Here is a 16,832-nt window from a genome sequence, read left to right as displayed (position 1 = left end):
CCAACCAGCGATCGGGCGTTCCGCCTGCCAGGCGCTAGCGTGGCAGTGCTTCGATCAGTTGACGTGCTCGTGCGTCTTCTTCCGCTAAATGTTCCAGTCTCGACCGATAGGGCGCCAGCGTTGCGTGACGCCCGCTCTCCATCGCCATTTGTGCCAGCAGGTAGAGCGCCTCACGGTCGTTCGGATGAGCGCGCAGGTGGGTTGTCAGAAAGTCGAAAGCGGGCTTTTTGTTGCGTGAGGAGTAAAGGCCGACCGCGTAGCCATAGGTATACCGGTTGTCATCGGGGGCCAACTCCGCTGCGCGCCTGATTTCGGCGAGTCCGGCGGGCGTGCGCCCGACGCGGACCAGGTGCAGTCCGTGGGCATAGTGAAGACCGGCGTCATTAGGAACTGCACTGAGCCCTTGCGACAGCGTTTCTCTCACCTTGTCTTCCTGACCGAGCGCCCGGTAGAGATCGGCCAGATTGGCATAGGCCGGCGCAAAACCCGGCTGTATGGCCAACGCCGCTTGATACTGCTCAACCGCCTGTGTGCTGTGACCCAAGGCCGCCTCGACACCGCCTGCGATCATGCGCCACTCCGGTCGGCTGGCATAGATCCCGGCTGCCGTTCGGAGTTCCTGCAGGGGCGGCTCGAGTTGGCGGCTCTGTTCCGAGGTCAAGCCCGTTCCAGCCAGAAGGCGTGCCGCTTCGATGCGCAGCGCCCTTTGGCTGTCGGCCAGCAGATGACCCGCCAGGTTCCAACGCTGCGAGAGGGGCATCACTTGCGTCGCGCGCAAGGCACCGAGGCGCTCAGGAACGAACTCCGAGTACAGGCTCCGGCGCAGGGCGTCCGGAATGGCTGACAGCATGGCGCCAGCATCCTCCAGGAGACTGCCCTTGGCGATGGGCGGCGTGGTCGGGTCGTTCAGCGCCGCGCGGAGCAGTGCCTCGGCCCCGGGCGCGGTGGTGCGGACTGCCTGCAGGGCTGTCCCGAAGTGCTGAAAGCCTGCGGCATCCCGTCCCAGCCAGCGCTTGACCTGATCTGCGGCCCAGAGCGCCGGCTTGTCGCGATGGCACTGCTGGCAGGCATTGGGAACGCCCAAGTGCTCTGTCAGGTCCGGTCGCGGGACGCGAAAGCTGTGGTCCCGCCGCGGGTCCACAACCATGTAGGTGCGTTGCGGCATGTGACAATCGACGCAGCCAACGGCGGGTTGGAGTGCCCGATCATGGTGATGATGCGTTGGGGCCTCGTAGCGCGCGGACTCATGGCACTGCAGGCAGACCGTGTTGCGATCACCGCGAAGGCTGGTGGAGTGCGGATCGTGACAATCGCTGCATACCACGCCGCGAGCAAACATTTTGCTCTGCTGGAAGGAGTTGTACTCGTAAACCTCGTCCTTGATCTGGCCATCGACAAAATACAAGTCATCCGACAGGAGCGCGGCGAGGTAGTGCTGATCGTAGCCTTCCTCCGGCAGGAACTCATTTGTCAGCGCAGTGCGGCGGGAGTGGCATACCGCGCAGGCCTTGATTGTTGAACTCTCCGCGAAACGCAACGCGCGACCGTTGATGATCGCGGCATGGCGAGTCGGGTCGGCTGTGTGTTCGAAGTGGACGACCAGCCCGCGGCCGGGATCCTCCGTCCGCCACCGGTTCCAGAAACGCTGCCGCTTCTCTGCCCAGGCCAGATGGGCCGATCCGGGCCCGTGACAGGCCTCACAGGCCACGTTGACTTCGGACCACCGGGTGTCGAAACGGTCGTGCTGCGAATCGTAGTTGTGCCGGACATTCGTCGAATGGCAGTCCGAACACATGAAGTTCCAGTTCTGGTAAGGCCCCGTCCAGTGCAAAGGGTCGCGGTAGTCGATGTCCTCGCCTGGATATAGGTGAAACCAGCGTTGGCCACCCTCGGGCGCGTTGCGGCTGTCCCAGGCGATGGAGAACGCCTGCAGTCGCTGACCCGGGAGTTGCAACAGATACTGCTGCAGCGGCGCCCGACCAAACACATACCTGACCGGGTATTCCGCTGTGCTGCCATCCGGGCCGTCGGTCCGAATGAGATACTGGCCGTTGTGCCGAAGAAAGTTGGTGCGGCGCCCGTACCGCTCGTATTCGGCGTCGCCGAAGTCGCCCAACACGCTTTGCGGATCCGGTGGCAACATCGCAGCGGCGTGGTGCGATTGCTGCCAGCGTTCGTATTCCGGGCGGTGGCATGCAGCACAGGAGTCGGCACCGACATACCCTGCCACACTGAGCGCAGCGGGCTCGGCCCCCGTCTTCGTGCCACGCTCCAGGCCGAAATGGTGGAATGCCAGCGCGCCAATCAGCAACAGGAGGCCCAGCGCCAACAGGCTGGTCCAAGGTCCGAACCTGGGCTTGGCGACGAGGGACACCTCGTCGGCGGTGTGGCTCGGCCTCCCCCCGACTAGTGGGCCGGAGGCGCGGGGCATGCGTATGGAGCGGCTGCGTCGCCTGATTCGGCTCATCGCGGGATAATCATCCTACCCGTGATCCGATGGCCACCGGCGGTTGACGGCGGCGCGCCGGTCCGGGAAGTGAGCCGGGGTGGGCAAGGGCGCGGATCCAATGCGTTTTCAGGGTCATGGCCGCGCCGCAGGATCGGCGCAGGGGAAGGGGTATATGGAGATAATCGGGAACGTGAGCGTATCACTACGTCTGCGCCGGCGGAAGGCCGCGGGAGACGAATGAAGACCCGAGCGCGAGCCCGATTTCTCCGCATGACTTGGTTCGTGCCGGAAGGCCGCTGCGTCCGTTCGGCCAAGCAAGGTTCCGGTAGGCGATCAGTCCGAGCCCCGGCGACGCAGGCTCCGCGGTTCCTGAACGGCGGCCTCGCGATCGCGCTCCATCGAACGGGTGATGATGGCTTCAGCTTCGTCGGCATCGCCCCAGCCGACCACACTGACCCACTTGCCCGGCTCGAGATCCTTGTAGTGCTCGAAAAAATGCTGGATCTGACGGATCAGGTTGTCGGGCAGATCGGTATAGGTCTGAACGTGTTCGTAGCGCCTTGTCAGCCGTGGCACAGGCACGGCAATGATCTTCTCGTCGCCCCCGGCCTCGTCCTGCATCTTCAGCACCCCTACCGGCTTCACGGCAATGATGGCGCCGGGCAAGATCTCGCGCTGATTGGCGACGAGTACATCGCAGGGATCGCCGTCGTCGGACAGCGTGTGGGGAATAAAGCCGTAATTGCCTGGGTACCGCATCGATGTGTATAGAAAGCGGTCAACAAAAAGTGTTCCGGCGGCCTTGTCGAGCTCGTATTTGATCGGTTGTCCTCCGATGGGCACCTCGATTACGACGTTCACTTCCTTGGGCGGGTTGCGGCCGATGGAGACGGCATCGATGCGCATGGGCACTCCTCTAGCAAATAGCGCTATGATGGCATATCCGCTGTCGGCATTGAGTGTCAGCTGCGTTGCCATGACGGGTGGCTGACTGGAAGGTCGGCGGGAGTGATCCCACCGTGTGACAGCGTCAGCGACCGATCGGAGGATTTCCCATGATCGACCTCGACACTCTATTGGGCGAAGAAGGGCCAACACTGCTTCACCATGTCTGTACCGGCATCCCCAAGGACCGTCTGCACCTCCCGGGGCCGGATTTCATCGACCGAGTCGTCGCAGCTTCTGACCGGAAGCCGGGAGTCCTGCGCAGTCTCGCGGCGCTATACGGACAGGGTCGCCTCGCCGGAACCGGATACCTGTCCGTCCTGCCCGTCGACCAGGGTGTTGAACACTCCGGTGGCGCCTCCTTTGCACCCAACCCGGACTATTTCGATCCCGGAAAGATCGTCGAGCTGGCGCTCGAGGGCGGTTGCAATGCCGTCGCATCGACGCTCGGTGTGCTGGGCAGTGTCGCGCGCCGTTATGCCCACAGGATTCCGATGATCCTCAAGCTCAATCACAACGAGTTCCTGTCGTATCCGAACAGCTATGATCAGACCCTCTTTGCCAGTGTCGAACAGGCCTTCGATATGGGCGCCGTGGCCGTGGGTGCCACCGTGTACTTTGGTTCGCCGGAGTCCCGTCGCCAGATCCGGGAGATATCCCAAGCCTTTCAGCGGGCTCACGCGCTCGGGATGGTGACCATCCTGTGGGCCTACCTGCGCAACAGCGCGTTCAAGCGCGACGGAGTCGACTACCACGTAGCCGCCGATCTGACGGGCCAGGGCAATCATCTGGGCGTCACGATCGAGGCCGACATCATCAAACAGAAAATGGCGGAAACTAATGGTGGCTTTAATGCCCTGAAGTTTTCCAAGACGCACCCCAAGGTCTACAGCGACCTGACGAGTGAGCATCCAATCGACCGCGTGCGCTACCAGATTGCGAACTGTTACATGGGGCGTATCGGCATGATCAACTCGGGTGGTGAGTCGAAAGGTGCGGGCGATCTCGCGGCGGCGGTGCGCACGGCGGTGATCAACAAACGCGCCGGTGGCATGGGCCTGATCTCTGGACGGAAGGCCTTCCAGAAGCCGATGCGAGAGGGGGTGGCATTGTTGAACGCGATTCAGGACGTCTACCTGTCGCCGGAAGTCACGATCGCGTGATGTTCGGTGGAAGCGGAAGCGCGGTTTCGCGCGAGCGAATCGTGGAGTCTCATCAGCTTGTCTGGAGTGGAAGTATGAGGAACCGCCTTGTCCTTGGTCTGAATTTGCTGCTCGCGCTGGATCTGGTCGCCTGCGCCGCCGTTCCTCTGGACCCGCGCGCGCAGCGCATTCGAATCGTCACTGCCGATCCGGCCGGATGCGAGTACCTCGGAGAAGTGACCGGGAATCAGGGCAATTCGTTCACCGGGGGTTTCACAAGCAACGCGAATCTGGAAACAGGAGCGCGCAACGATATGAAAAACCAGGCGTTGCAGATGGGTGCGAACACGATCCAACTGCTGACAACCCGATCGGGACAGACGGGAACCCTGGCCGTTTCGCAAGGCTCGGGTGGCGGTAGCTCGGAGCAGACCAATGTCACTTACGTCGGTGCAGCTTATCGTTGCGGGGAGAAGTAAGGTGAAGCCGGGGCGGGGGGTGCGGTGCTGGCAGCACCTGCGGGTGGCGGCCCTGGCCGGTGCGGGCCTGTGCTTGCTGGAGGGCTGCGCAACGACAACCTATGCTCACCCCTACTATGTCATGGGGCCAGGTGTCTACGGTGCCTCGTATTACGGGGTCTACGGCTACCGGAACTACTACTACGGCGGGGTGTACCGACCCTGGCGAGGTGGCGGCTGGTATCGGGGCGGTGGCGGGTGGTACCACGGCGGTTGGCGCCGTTAGGGTTGGACGGCAGGGGAATGACGATGAACGATCGGCGGCTGTGGAGCTGCATGCTGGTGTTCTGTTTCCGGGTGGTTTCGGCAACGGACGCTGCCGATCCCCAGGCGGCGACTCTGTGGCGAGAGCTGGAACCGGCTTGGGACGTCGTGGCCCAGAAGGTCGTCAAGCTGGTCGGTGAAGAGCGGCAACATCGCATGATCGATCTGGCCTATGCCTCCGTGGGAGCGAATGTCTGTGGTATCGCCCTGAAACGTAGCGCCTTCGAGCAGGCATTCGAGGTGTTTGAGGACGACGCTTACCGCACGATGCCGGAGCCGCAGCGCAAGCAATACGAACAGCACCTGCTGGTTCATTACGGTAACTTCGTCGGCTTGCTGACGGCCGAAGCACTGTTGAGCCGCGAGACCTTCTGTCGCACGGCTGCGGAACTCAGGACCACGCATGGCGGTGCAGCCGCGTACTGGGGTGATGAGCACTCCGGCCGTTGAATCCGTTGCTCGGCCGCCTGCGGAAGCGGTATCTCATGGCAACCGGGCAAAACCTGCTTTCCAGCTACCCTCGGTCATGCGCTGTGAGTTGATTTCGTGGGCGCGGGTTGCCCGTTTGGCTGGAAGCCTGGCAAGCCGCATTCGGGCTTCCGGCTTTCAACCCGATCGCATCGTGGCCATCGCGCGCGGGGGCTATGTGCCGGCACGTCTATTGTGCGATCGGTTGAACCTTTACGAACTGGACAGCATCCGCATCGCACACTATCGGGCCGGAGCAAGTAGATTGCCCAAGGTCCGTCTGGTAACCCCCTTGGTCGCGGATATCAGCGAACTCGATGTGTTGCTGGTCGATGATGTCGCCGACACCGGCGATACCCTCCGTCTGGCTGTGGCCTATCTGCAGGACTTGGGCGTGAGGTCAGTCAAGGTCGCGGTATTGCAGCACAAGCGTCAGTCTCCCTTTATTCCTGACTTCTGCGCCGAAGAAGTCAAAACCTGGCGTTGGCTGATCTACCCCTGGGCCGTCATGGAGGACCTGGGAGGCTTTCTTGCAGCGATGAGCCCGGCACCCCGGACGGCCGACGAGGTGGTGGAGCGCTTCCGGGACGACCACGGATTGAAGCTGCCGGCGAGGCTGGCTGAGGAGGTTCTGGCAGCCTTTTTGGCCGGCGGTCCGTCACGGGTTTGAACAAGGGATGCACTTGACCTGATTCGACCTGACCCTTGTTGGCAAAACACGGGGACGCTCGGTATTCGTTTGCCGAGGCTAGCGACCCGCTCCAGCACTCGCTCGCGCGCGACGACGTGCCCCTCCATCCGCATCCGCCGCTCATTCCCGATACGGGGCCAACGCGGATGGCGCGATTGCGCGAATCGCCGGTATTCCGTAGTCTCAGCGATGCACAGAAATCTCGAGTTCACCTGTGCCCATTCTCCCAGCGCCTGCCGGCGCTGATATAAGTCAATAATAAATAAGAGAATAATAGGAGGAGGTTATGTCCAACACGGCAACCGTGGAGAAGTTCTTTCGCAGTTACCTAAAACGTGACTTCGTGGGAATGCAGTCCTGTCTGGATGAGGATGTGCATTTCAGCGATTACGCCTTTGACGACATTCATGGCGCGCAGGTCCAGGCGATGTGGCAATGGTTCTGCACGCGTACGCCGCCGATCACGATGCTGGGCTATAAGGTGCTCCGCGAAGATGGGGACCGGGTCATTGCGCGATACCGGATCCGTTATCTCTTCCAGCCGGAAGACAAGGTCGAACCACGGACGATGGATTACCTGATCGGCAGCACGTTCACGCTGGCCGGAGGGCGGATCGTCGAGCAAAGGGACTGGTTCTACGAGTTATCGGAGTTCGAGTTTGCCAAGCGCTTGGTCGGGTTGCCCAAGGCGCTGCTGGCCTACACGCCGTTCCTGCGAAAGGCGATCCGCAAAAAAATGGCCGATAAGCTGGCGGACTTCATGGCGACACCTCCGGCGATGGCATGAGCCGACGGCAGCACGATGCATGGAGACGATCGACGTCCCCGGCCGAACGAGATTGATGGCGAATTCTAGCAGGGAGAATGACACACCAAGAGCCAAGGAAGGCCTGCGGACGTCGCCGGTCCGCCAGGGTATCGCCGAATCCTTCGCGCGTCCCACGGATGCGGCGGTGATGGTCGGTGCGAGAAGCTAGCCGCTAACCTGGCGAGTTGGGGGCTGGCTCGATCGCTTTGCGCGGCGCGTTCCGAGGTGCGCCGAGCAGACCGGTTGCCGATGGGCCGTCCGCGTGGGCGCACCTCCGAACCGTAGCGTGGCCCCGCCGCGTCGGCGGTACCCGTCGGAATGCGATGGGGCTTTGCAAAGGGTGTGTGCCGGAGGTGCTGGAAGCTTATCCCGCGACAGAGATCGATTCCCCCCAATCGATCTCTGTGCCTTCGGCACACCGTGCGATTGTACCCGATCTCTCCGCCTCAACTAAACGGGAGGTCTTCCCGTTTTTCAGGCGTCATCAAACGCGGTGCAGGATCAGTTCCAGGACCATCTTGCTCCCGAAGTAACCCAACATCAGCGACGCAAAGCCGCCCAACGTCCAGCGAATTGCGGTGCGTCCGCGCCAGCCGTGGATCAGGCGTCCCCACATCAGTATTGCGAAGACGATCCACGCCGCGATCGAGAGCACGGTCTTGTGAGCCAGATGCTGGGCGAACAGGTCGTCGAGGAAAAGAAAGCCTGACAGCAGCGACAGCGTCAGCAGCAGCAATCCAGCGCCAATCAGTTGGAACAACATCGCCTCCATGGTCTGCAGAGGAGGGAGCGACCGATGCAAACGGCTCAAGTGGCGCCGCCGCAGTCCCCAGTCCTGAAGGGACAGCAGGATGGCCTGTATTGCGGCGATATTCAGGAAGCTGTAGGCGAAAATCGATACGACGATGTGGATGCGCATCGGCCAGGCATAGTCCTTCGGCGGTGGCCCCTCCTCGGGAAAGCTCAGTTGCAGGGCCAGCACGGCCGCGGCCAGCGGAAACACCACGATGCCGAGTTTGTCCACCGGCTTGGCCAGGGACGCTATCAGCAGTATCAGCACGATCAGCAGCGTGACCAGCGACAGGGCATTCAGGAAGCCTAGATTCAAGGCGCCGCCCGCGCTGAGGTCGCGGGCGGCGGCAAGGCTGTGCAAGACGGCGGCAACCCACCCCAGTGCGAGCGTCATGAGGCGCCCTTGATCGCTGCCGCCCAGCGCCGAGTAATCCTGTCGCATGGACCGGAAGATCAGAACGCAGGCCCCCAAATAAGCCAGTATTGCCGCAACGCTGAACGCGTTTGAAGTCATCGAGTTCATGCCCCTCCTTTCGGCTAGTCTGGCATAATGCCCGATCGAGTTGAAGCCTGCAGCGACAGGCCGCGGAACGGATCATCGAGGAATACACCCGTGTTTGACACTTTAACCGAACGGCTCAGCGAGTCACTCCGAAAAATCAAGGGTCAGGGGCGCCTGACCGAGGCCAACGTCGAGGCCACATTGCGCGAGGTGCGCACTGCACTGCTCGAGGCTGACGTGGCGCTGCCGGTCGTGCGGGAGTTCATCGAGCAGGTCAAGACGCGAGCTCTCGGCCAGGAAGTGCAGAAAGCGCTTTCGCCCGGCCAGGTGATGATCAAGATCGTCAACGACGAACTTGTCGCGGTGATGGGCAAGGCCAATCAGAAGCTGAGCCTCGCGACACAGCCACCGGCAACGATCCTGATGGCCGGCCTGCAGGGCGCGGGCAAGACGACCACGGTCGCGAAACTGGCACGCTGGATCAAGGAAAACGAGCGGAAGTCGGTGCTGGTGACCAGCGCCGACGTCTACCGGCCGGCTGCCATCGAGCAGTTGCAGACACTGGCCGCAGAGGTCGGGGTCGAGTTCTTCCCCAGCGACCCGAGCCAGGATCCGGTCGATATCGCCAATGCCGCGCTGGCGCACGGCCGCAAGAAATACTTCGATGTGGTCATCGTCGATACGGCCGGCCGGCTACATATCGACGCAGATATGATGGACGAGATCAAACGTCTGCACGCGGCCATCAAGCCGATCGAAACCCTCTTCGTCGTCGACAGTATGACTGGTCAGGATGCGGCTAACACGGCCAAGGCCTTCAACGACGCACTGCCGCTGACCGGTGTGATCCTGACCAAGACGGATGGCGATGCGCGCGGCGGTGCGGCGTTGTCGATTCGCCACATCACCGGCAAGCCGATCAAGTTCCTCGGTATCGGCGAAAAGACCGCAGCTCTGGAAGTCTTTCACCCCGATCGGCTGGCCTCGCGCATCCTTGGCATGGGTGACGTGCTGACGCTGATCGAAGAGGTCGAGCGAAAAATGGATCGCGAGAAGGCCGAGAAGCTCGCGAAGAAGATCCACAAAGGCAAGGGTTTCGATCTGAACGACTATCGCGACCAGTTGCTGCAGATCAAGAGCATGGGTGGTGTCACCGCGATGCTCGACAAGCTCCCGGGAGTGGCCGGCATGCCGAAAGAAGCCAAGGACAAGGTCAACGACAAGGAGATGGTGCAGCAGCTCGCCATCATCAATTCGATGACGCCCCAGGAAAGGCAGTCCCCGGACATCATCAACCCATCGCGGAAGCGCCGCATCTCGATGGGCTCCGGTACCGACGTGGCCGACCTGAACCGGCTGCTGAAGCAGCACGATCAGATGCAGAAGGTCATGAAGAAGTTCAAGAAGGGTAATATTGCCAATCTGTTGCGCGGCCTCAAGGGACAGATGGGCGGCCACCGTCCACCCTTCTGACCCTCATGTCACCGGCGACGACGAGACCGCTTCCCGCATCGCCGGGTCAAAGTCTGGACGCGAATAGCGGAGCAGCTCGGCCCGGGCAATCTGCTGGAATCGGGCGTTGAACGATTTCGCCAACAGCGCCATGCCGAAATAGCCGTAGGGTAGGCGCGGTCCGCGGCCGCAGAAGTCCAGCCGGTGATAGGCCTTCGCGCCATGTCGATGATGGTCCGAATGGCGGGCCAGGCCGACGAAGACATGCCGGGAAAACCACGACTCGGTGACCCAGGCATCGAAGGGTTCAGGCAAACCGGCGCGGCGTTCCAGGCCCCAATGCTGGAAATAGTTCACTGCCTCGAGCAGGCGTACGGCGGCCAGGGCCTGCAGCAGGAAAATGATGGCTGCCGCTGGTCCAGCGTAGGTCAGGATCAGGACGATCAGGGTGATTTCCGCGGTGGCGCCGAGGAAAACCTCGTGGCGCCATAGCTTTCCCGACAGGCGCAAACCCGGGTGCAAGCCAAGGCGGGTGTTTTCCAGGGCCCACGCGCTGCGGAACTGTTCAAGCTTGGTGCGGCGCCAATAGGCGGCATAGGTCTCGCCAAAACGCGCTGTCGCCGGGTCTGCGGCGGTACCCACATGTCGGTGGTGGCGGCGCAGATGTTCCACGGCGAAGTGCTCGTAGCACACCGTCAGCAGCAGGCACCGGCCGAGCAGGCGCGGGAAGGTTCCGCGCCGGTGGATCAGTTCATGAGCGACAGCGATGCATGAGCAGCACGAATTCGTGCCGACCAGAATACGTATTGCGAGCAGGTTGGCCACGCCGAGGATGACGTTCTCGGTGCCCGTCCAAGTCAGCTGCGATGCCGCTACGACCATGAGGACGATATTGGCGAACTGCAGGATCGCCAGCAGATACAACAGACCGTCGAAGGGCCAGGCGGGCAGGTCACGCGCCGGTGCCCGCCGGTCCGGCGGGCTCAGGAAATCGACTGCGATGAACAGCCACACCGGCAGCGTCCACAATAGGGCGTTACCCACCGTATGGGGGCCGGTCAAGAGGAACCACAGGGTGCACACGGGTAGTACCACTGCCAGGCCATGCTCGGCGACCGATCCGAAAAGCCGGAGTGAGACAGCAGATGAAGGTCCGGCGGTCGATGCGATCTTGGTCATAGTGCAAAAGGCGGTGGTCGCCGCCATTGTAACGTCTTATCGAGGCCGCTTCATGGCCGAAATAATCGCCCCGCCCGTCTCGCGTCCCGGTGCCGCGCAGCGATGAGCGGCGGTACGCTGTATATAGGTCTTTCGGTCACGTACCACGACCCGGCGCTGGCCTTGTTGGGGCCTGATGGCGACGTACTGTACGCCGAGGCGACCGAGCGCTGCCTGCAGTACAAGCGAGCGCTGAATGCCGAGCCGGACAATCTTTCCTACTTGCCGGAAGTCCTGAGTGGTCTTGCGATCGAACCGGAGCGCATCTGCCTGGCACTGAATTGGCGCCGCCGCCGGCCGCTGTACGAGCAGGCCGTCGCTGCGCTGGGAATACTCCGCGCCGACGGCCTGCTGCGGACCGGCATCAAGCCCCTTCGTTCCCCGCTGCCGAATTACAAGCTGCATCACATGATGGCCTGCCAGCGCAATGCGATCACGAAGGCCGGACTGAATGCGGTCCGCCTGCTGCGGGAACGCTGGCCAAAGGTCCCCGTGCGGATCGTCGATTTCGACCATCACCACACGCACGCCGCCAGTGCCTGTTTCGCGAGCCCCTTCGAGGAGGCTGCTTGTGCGGTGGTCGATTCCTATGGTGAGCGCGGCGCACTGGCCTTCTTCCGTTATCGCGGCGGGCGGTTGGAGCGCATCCACGAAGCGCGCGGGCTGGGCAGTCTGGGTTTGTTCTACATGAAGCTGACCGAGTGGTGCGGCTTCGACTGGCTGCACGGAGAAGAGTGGAAGGTCATGGGTCTGGCAGCCTATGGGCAACTCGATCCGGACTTCCATCGGCTGCTCGGCAACAGCATCCGCATCGACGGGCTGAATGTGCGGCATGACTCGGCGGCTTTGGGTGCAGCGCTGGCGCGGTTGAACGGACGGTCCGTGTCGGAGCTGCGGAGCAAAGCCGCGGATTTGGCCCACACGGGGCAGCAGGTGTTCGCCGAACGGATGTCGGAACTGCTGACGAACCTGCATCGGCGGCTCCCGAGCGACAGTCTGGCGCTGGCTGGCGGTTGTGCGCTGAACTCGTCCTTCAACGGTCAGATCCTCGAACGCACGCCGTTTCGCCGGCTGTACGTGCCGCCTGCGCCCGCGGACGACGGCACGGCGCTGGGTGCGGCCTACCTGGCCCGCGCTTCGGATGGGTTGGTCGGCAGACCGCGGGGAGCAGCGCTGTCACCGTATCTGGGCGCGCGCATGTCTGGTGAGACCCTCGAGCGCTTAGCGCGACATGCGGCAGGGCTGCGAGTGCAACGCTTCCGGGAGACGATCGCATGGGAGACAGCGCGGCGTATCGCGGATGGTCGCTTGGTCGGCTGGGTGCAGGGTAGGGCGGAGTTCGGGCCGCGAGCGCTGGGCAATCGGTCGATTCTGGCAGACCCTCGCGCTGCCGGCATGAAAGACTGGATCAATGGTCGCGTGAAATTCCGCGAGGAATACCGGCCCTTCGCACCATCGATTCTCGATGAACACGGTCCGGAGTATTTTCTCGACTACCAGCCGTCTCCGTATATGGAACGCACCTTGCGATTTCGGCCCGAGGCGCGGGACCGCGTCCCGGCGGTCGTCCACGTGGACGGCACCGGTCGGTTGCAGAGCGTTACCGGAGACTCGAATCCGCGGTTTCACGCGCTGCTGGAGGCTTTCCGCGCATTGACCGGTATTCCGCTGTTGCTCAACACCAGTTTCAACGTGATGGGTAAGCCGATCGTCCATTCGGTCGAGGACGCCGTGTCGGTGTTCATGACGACTGGCCTGGATGTACTCGTGATTGAGGACTTTATGTTCGAAAAGCCGTAACGCGATGACGCGTGCAGCGAGGGGTAGTTGCCCGGGGTGGGTAAACTCGCGGCGGCAGTACGCCAGAGTGGTCTCGGCGGGGTCGCCGGCGAGTCATCAAGCGGTCAGGAGTATTGACCCGGTCGGTGCGGGTCTCGGAAGGCGTCGGGCTGAGCGAACGGTTGGGTTCCCGAAGCGGGTGAGGAGGGTAAGTGGACTTCGTCTGCGGGTGGCTCAAAAGTGGGGCTTAGCATCCCCGCCCACGCCCTTGCGGCGTGGGCGGGGCGTATCCGGTGGCCGATTACTTCGCGGCAGCCTGGATCTTTTCGAGGTCGGCGACGGCATCCTTCAACACGGCGGCACCTTCCGCAGGATCGCCAGCAGCGCATGCATCCTTGGCGGCCTTGATCTTCTTGATGGTGTCTTGCAGCGGCTTGCCGGCTGCATCACCCGTGATTTCCTTGTAATGCTGGATGGCCTGCTTGATGCTGGTCACGCAACCCTCGCCATTACCGGCGCTGGCAGCAGCGAGCGCTTCCTGGGTCGTCTTGACGGTCAGCGCCATGTGCTCCTTGACGCCTTCGGCGTTCTCGGCAGCCGACGCTACACCAACGGTGAGACCGAAAAAGCCGGTCACGAGGGCGATACCCAACTTCTTGGTGATTTCGTTCTTCATGGATCTAAGATCTCCTCAACTTACTGGTTGTTAGCACCACATTGCCTGTGGTTTTATCTTGAGGCACCAAAGCACCCCGCGCCGACCCTGGCGGTGTCCGTCATCCAATGATGCAATGATGACGAACGCCTAGCCCATGTGCCGTCGCGACCGACCGGGATCGGATGATCCTCTTCGCGGTCGTCAAGCTGCGGTAATACTATTCGAATGTCGCGGCGCTTACCACGCTTTTGTTCAGGCCCGCAAGAAAGGGCCGCGGCCCTGAACGCGCGGCCCCGCTTCGCCTTCCGTCAGGTACCAGGGTGCCCCGGAAGCGGCCGGCGGTCGTGGCCGCAGCGAGGCATTACTCCCAGGACAGCGCGCCTCCGGTCTGGTACTCCGTGACCCGAGTTTCAAAGAAGTTCTTTTCCTTCTTCAGGTCGAGCATCTCGCTCATCCAGGGAAAGGGATTGGACGCACCCGGATACTGCTCCGGCAAACCGATCTGGCTGCACCGCCGATTCGCGATGAACTCGAGGTAGTCCTTGAACATCGGCGCATTCAGGCCGAGCACGCCGCGCGGCATCGTGTCATGGGCATATTGCACCTCGATGTCGACCGCCTCGCGGATCATGTCGATGATCTGCTGCTTGAACGAGTCGGTCCACAGATGTGGATTCTCGATCTTGATCTGGTTGATCACGTCGATGCCGAAGTTCATGTGCATGGACTCGTCGCGCAGGATGTACTGAAACTGTTCGGCCGTGCCGGTCATCTTGTTCCGCCGGCCCATCGACAGCACCTGCACGAAGCCCACGTAAAAGAAGATACCCTCGAAGATCACGTAGAACGCGATCAGATCCCGCAGCAGACGTTGGTCGGCTTCCGGGGCACCTGTCGAGAACGTCGGATCGCCCAGGGATTGGGTGAAGGGCAGGGCCCACTCGGCCTTGCGCGCGACCGCTGGCAACTCGCGGTACATGTTGAAGACCTCGCCCTCGTCCATGCCCAGCGATTCGACGACGTACTGGTAGGCGTGGGTGTGCAGCGCTTCCTCGAAAGCCTGCCGCAGCAGGTACTGCCGGCATTCCGGATTCGTGATATGGCGATACAGGGCGAGTACGAGATTGTTCGCGACCAGCGAGTCGGCCGTCGAGAAAAAGCCCATATTGCGCTTGATGATCGTACGTTCGTCCTCGGTCAGGCCATCCGCGCTCTTCCATAGCGCGATGTCCGCATTCATGTTGATCTCCTGCGGCATCCAATGGTTGGCGCAAGCATCGAGATACTTCTGCCAGGCCCACTTGTATTTGAACGGGACGAGTTGGTTCAGATCGGCGCGACAGTTGATGATTTGCTTGTCGTCGACCTGTATCCGCTTGGCCCCCATCTCGATCGCTTCGAGTCCGGTAGCGCCGGTTGCCCGTGAGACCATTGGCGGGCGGGTCTCAGAAGCGGGATGAGGAACGGGCGCGACAGCGGCTGGTGCCGGGATCTCCTTGATCTGCGCCGGCGGCTCGACCGCCGTCTCGAAGTCCAGGCTCAGTGGCTTCTCGGGTCTTGTCTGGAGTCCCGGCAGGTTGGCCAGCGGATTGTCCCAGTTGAGTTCCATCGTCTTGCTACCTTGAAACAGCGGTGAAAAAAATTTTGGTGATTGTGGTCTGTGGTCGGTGCCGAGTATGAGGGGGGAGCGTCAGGCTGCCTCGGCGCGCTTGGGGTTACGTATCGTGATCGTCGGTTCGCCGTTGGTCGGCGGTGCGGTCAGGCCCTGCTGGAGGACTTGTTCGATATGTTCCCGCATACCCCATCGTGCGCGATAGATGCAGTCGTCGATCGAGAAGCCGACGCCGGCGAAGCCGTCGAGGTCGGGGGAATGGAATCCATAGCGTTCGGGGTTTTCGGTGGTTTCGATGATCAGGGAGTAGGGTAGGTCGATCATTGCATGTCCTCCTTCGTTCTCGTTCTTCTTTTGGGGCTTGGCGCTGCCAATTACGTTGCCTTTATCCTTCTTCGTGCGGGCCAGGTTAGCTGCAGGCAGTGGCGCTCTTCACTGCAAAAATACCTTATTTTGGTGCGGGGTCTCGCCCCCGCGGGCGAGGTCCTGCTGCGAACGTCCATCCATGGCGTTCGCCCTGCGGGCCCGCCTACGGCGGTCCAAATTCGCTCCCGGCGAATTTGTCATTGCTCGTCCAAAGAAAAGTCACCAAAAGAAAGGCCGCCCGGCGACTTGCCGCTGCGCGGTTCCCTGCGGGTCTCGGCACAGACGGGCGCGGCAGACGGGCTGTCCTAGCCCGGCTGCCGCATGACCGCGTCCCTGCGGTCACCCTTCGGGCTGTTTCCGTCCGCGCCTGCGATGCTCGGCTGCGTCGAACGGTATTGACTATTTATCTCCACAGGGCTATTGGCAATGGTTGCCCTAACTTGCCTGCAAGTTGATCCATTTCCGTTAGCAATGACTCGTAATCTGATCTAGCTTGCATAAGTGCCCATCGCGCGCGCAAATCTCTTATGTCTTGTTCCTGTGCCCTTGCAGCCAAGACTGCCAGTCGTTGGTTGAACGATGCATTGAGTTGAAGTTCAATGAATTCACTGGTGACAGAACTTAAGCCCAAACTAACTGCTACGACCGCAATAAAAATTACTAATGATCGGTTCAAACGAAATTTAGCGCGCTGCATAAGAGTCGTGGGGAGAGCTCTCATCAGGATTGCCATATAGATTCCAGTAACAGCGGACATCAATATAGCCATTGCATTGAATGAAAACTTCTCGCGCAAACCAAGAGCAGCACTCCTGTATATTGAGTTGACAAATCCTGCGTACACATGCTCTCCCGCCCACATCAACGTATGTGCGGACCACTTCAGCAACGGCTCGATTAGGAATAATACGATTAGGGAGCTAAGAATCCCGATGAAGATCTGCTTCCTAAGCTCGGTATCACGCAACATCTTGAGCCCTTCGCTGGACCATTACGGGTGCCTTTTTGGGTCAAAACGGATTGTTCGAACTCATCTCGTTTACCGATGTCCCCTGAAACACGGCTTTAGAATGTGATGACCATCAGGATAGAGGGGTCAAGACGCACAGGTTTCCCGACAGCGACCGGAGAAGCGCTGGCGGCTGTGCGTCCCACCCGTTCTTGTGAC

16 protein-coding genes are annotated in these 16,832 nt (G+C 61.5%); 8 read left to right on the top strand and 8 right to left on the bottom strand.

What is annotated here, in order from left to right:
• Positions 1 to 34 precede the first annotated feature (34 nt).
• The gene (locus ACW73L_RS09830; protein ID WP_498921740.1) at positions 35 to 2,374 is read right to left on the bottom strand and encodes a cytochrome c3 family protein; all 2,340 of its coding nucleotides are present in this window, start codon (positions 2,372 to 2,374) and stop codon (positions 35 to 37) included.
• 408 nt (positions 2,375 to 2,782) lie between these two features.
• Positions 2,783 to 3,355 carry an inorganic diphosphatase gene (gene ppa / locus ACW73L_RS09825; RefSeq protein WP_498921739.1) on the bottom strand — a complete coding sequence of 191 codons (573 nt, stop codon included), beginning with the start codon at positions 3,353 to 3,355 and terminating at the stop codon, positions 2,783 to 2,785.
• 149 nt (positions 3,356 to 3,504) lie between these two features.
• Here ppa and ACW73L_RS09820 point away from each other — a divergent pair, with 149 nt between their 5' ends.
• From ACW73L_RS09820 to ACW73L_RS09795, 6 genes are all read left to right on the top strand, one after another.
• Entirely contained in the window at positions 3,505 to 4,557 is a 1,053-nt protein-coding gene (locus ACW73L_RS09820; protein ID WP_498921738.1) for a class I fructose-bisphosphate aldolase, read from the top strand.
• Between the two features lie 74 nt (positions 4,558 to 4,631).
• Positions 4,632 to 5,015 carry a DUF4156 domain-containing protein gene (locus tag ACW73L_RS09815; RefSeq protein WP_139556935.1) on the top strand — a complete coding sequence of 128 codons (384 nt, stop codon included), beginning with the start codon at positions 4,632 to 4,634 and terminating at the stop codon, positions 5,013 to 5,015.
• A gap of 1 nt (position 5,016) precedes the next feature.
• Entirely contained in the window at positions 5,017 to 5,280 is a 264-nt protein-coding gene (locus ACW73L_RS09810; protein ID WP_498921737.1) for a hypothetical protein, read from the top strand.
• Positions 5,281 to 5,303: 23 nt separating this feature from the next.
• Entirely contained in the window at positions 5,304 to 5,768 is a 465-nt protein-coding gene (locus ACW73L_RS09805) for a hypothetical protein (protein ID WP_498921736.1), read from the top strand.
• A gap of 76 nt (positions 5,769 to 5,844) precedes the next feature.
• Positions 5,845 to 6,456: a phosphoribosyltransferase gene (locus tag ACW73L_RS09800; protein ID WP_498921735.1), complete on the top strand. Its 612-nt coding sequence runs from the start codon at positions 5,845 to 5,847 to the stop codon at positions 6,454 to 6,456.
• Positions 6,457 to 6,763: 307 nt separating this feature from the next.
• Positions 6,764 to 7,264: a nuclear transport factor 2 family protein gene (locus ACW73L_RS09795; RefSeq protein ID WP_498921734.1), complete on the top strand. Its 501-nt coding sequence runs from the start codon at positions 6,764 to 6,766 to the stop codon at positions 7,262 to 7,264.
• Between the two features lie 505 nt (positions 7,265 to 7,769).
• Here ACW73L_RS09795 and ACW73L_RS09790 read toward each other — a convergent pair.
• Positions 7,770 to 8,591 carry a cytochrome C assembly family protein gene (locus ACW73L_RS09790; RefSeq protein ID WP_498921733.1) on the bottom strand — a complete coding sequence of 274 codons (822 nt, stop codon included), beginning with the start codon at positions 8,589 to 8,591 and terminating at the stop codon, positions 7,770 to 7,772.
• Positions 8,592 to 8,690: 99 nt separating this feature from the next.
• Between ACW73L_RS09790 and ffh the strand changes: the two genes are divergently transcribed.
• A complete protein-coding gene (gene ffh / locus ACW73L_RS09785) occupies positions 8,691 to 10,052 on the top strand; it encodes a signal recognition particle protein (RefSeq protein WP_498921732.1) in 1,362 nt (453 codons plus the stop codon).
• 3 nt (positions 10,053 to 10,055) lie between these two features.
• Here ffh and ACW73L_RS09780 read toward each other — a convergent pair whose 3' ends face one another.
• Entirely contained in the window at positions 10,056 to 11,210 is a 1,155-nt protein-coding gene (locus ACW73L_RS09780; protein ID WP_498921731.1) for a fatty acid desaturase, read from the bottom strand.
• A 102-nt stretch (positions 11,211 to 11,312) separates the two neighbouring features.
• Here ACW73L_RS09780 and ACW73L_RS09775 point away from each other — a divergent pair, with 102 nt between their 5' ends.
• Entirely contained in the window at positions 11,313 to 13,049 is a 1,737-nt protein-coding gene (locus ACW73L_RS09775; RefSeq protein ID WP_498921730.1) for a carbamoyltransferase family protein, read from the top strand.
• Between the two features lie 280 nt (positions 13,050 to 13,329).
• On the opposite strand, the gene ACW73L_RS09770 is transcribed toward ACW73L_RS09775, so the two are convergent.
• The 4 genes from ACW73L_RS09770 to ACW73L_RS09755 all read right to left on the bottom strand — a co-directional run bounded on the left by ACW73L_RS09770 (position 13,330) and on the right by ACW73L_RS09755 (position 16,634).
• On the bottom strand, positions 13,330 to 13,704 hold the full coding sequence (locus tag ACW73L_RS09770; protein ID WP_139556944.1) for a hypothetical protein: 375 nt from the start codon (positions 13,702 to 13,704) through the stop codon (positions 13,330 to 13,332).
• Between the two features lie 343 nt (positions 13,705 to 14,047).
• Positions 14,048 to 15,295: a ribonucleotide-diphosphate reductase subunit beta gene (locus ACW73L_RS09765; RefSeq protein WP_498921729.1), complete on the bottom strand. Its 1,248-nt coding sequence runs from the start codon at positions 15,293 to 15,295 to the stop codon at positions 14,048 to 14,050.
• An 81-nt stretch (positions 15,296 to 15,376) separates the two neighbouring features.
• Complete coding sequence (locus ACW73L_RS09760; RefSeq protein ID WP_498921728.1) at positions 15,377 to 15,622, bottom strand: type II toxin-antitoxin system HicB family antitoxin; 246 nt, start codon at positions 15,620 to 15,622, stop codon at positions 15,377 to 15,379.
• A gap of 445 nt (positions 15,623 to 16,067) precedes the next feature.
• A complete protein-coding gene (locus ACW73L_RS09755; RefSeq protein WP_498921727.1) occupies positions 16,068 to 16,634 on the bottom strand; it encodes a hypothetical protein in 567 nt (188 codons plus the stop codon).
• Positions 16,635 to 16,832: the final 198 nt, after the last annotated feature.

The sequence above is a fragment of the Methylolobus aquaticus genome (genome assembly GCF_054172105.1).
Note: the sequence above shows the minus strand (reverse complement) of the source record. Positions and strands in the feature narration are given on the sequence as shown.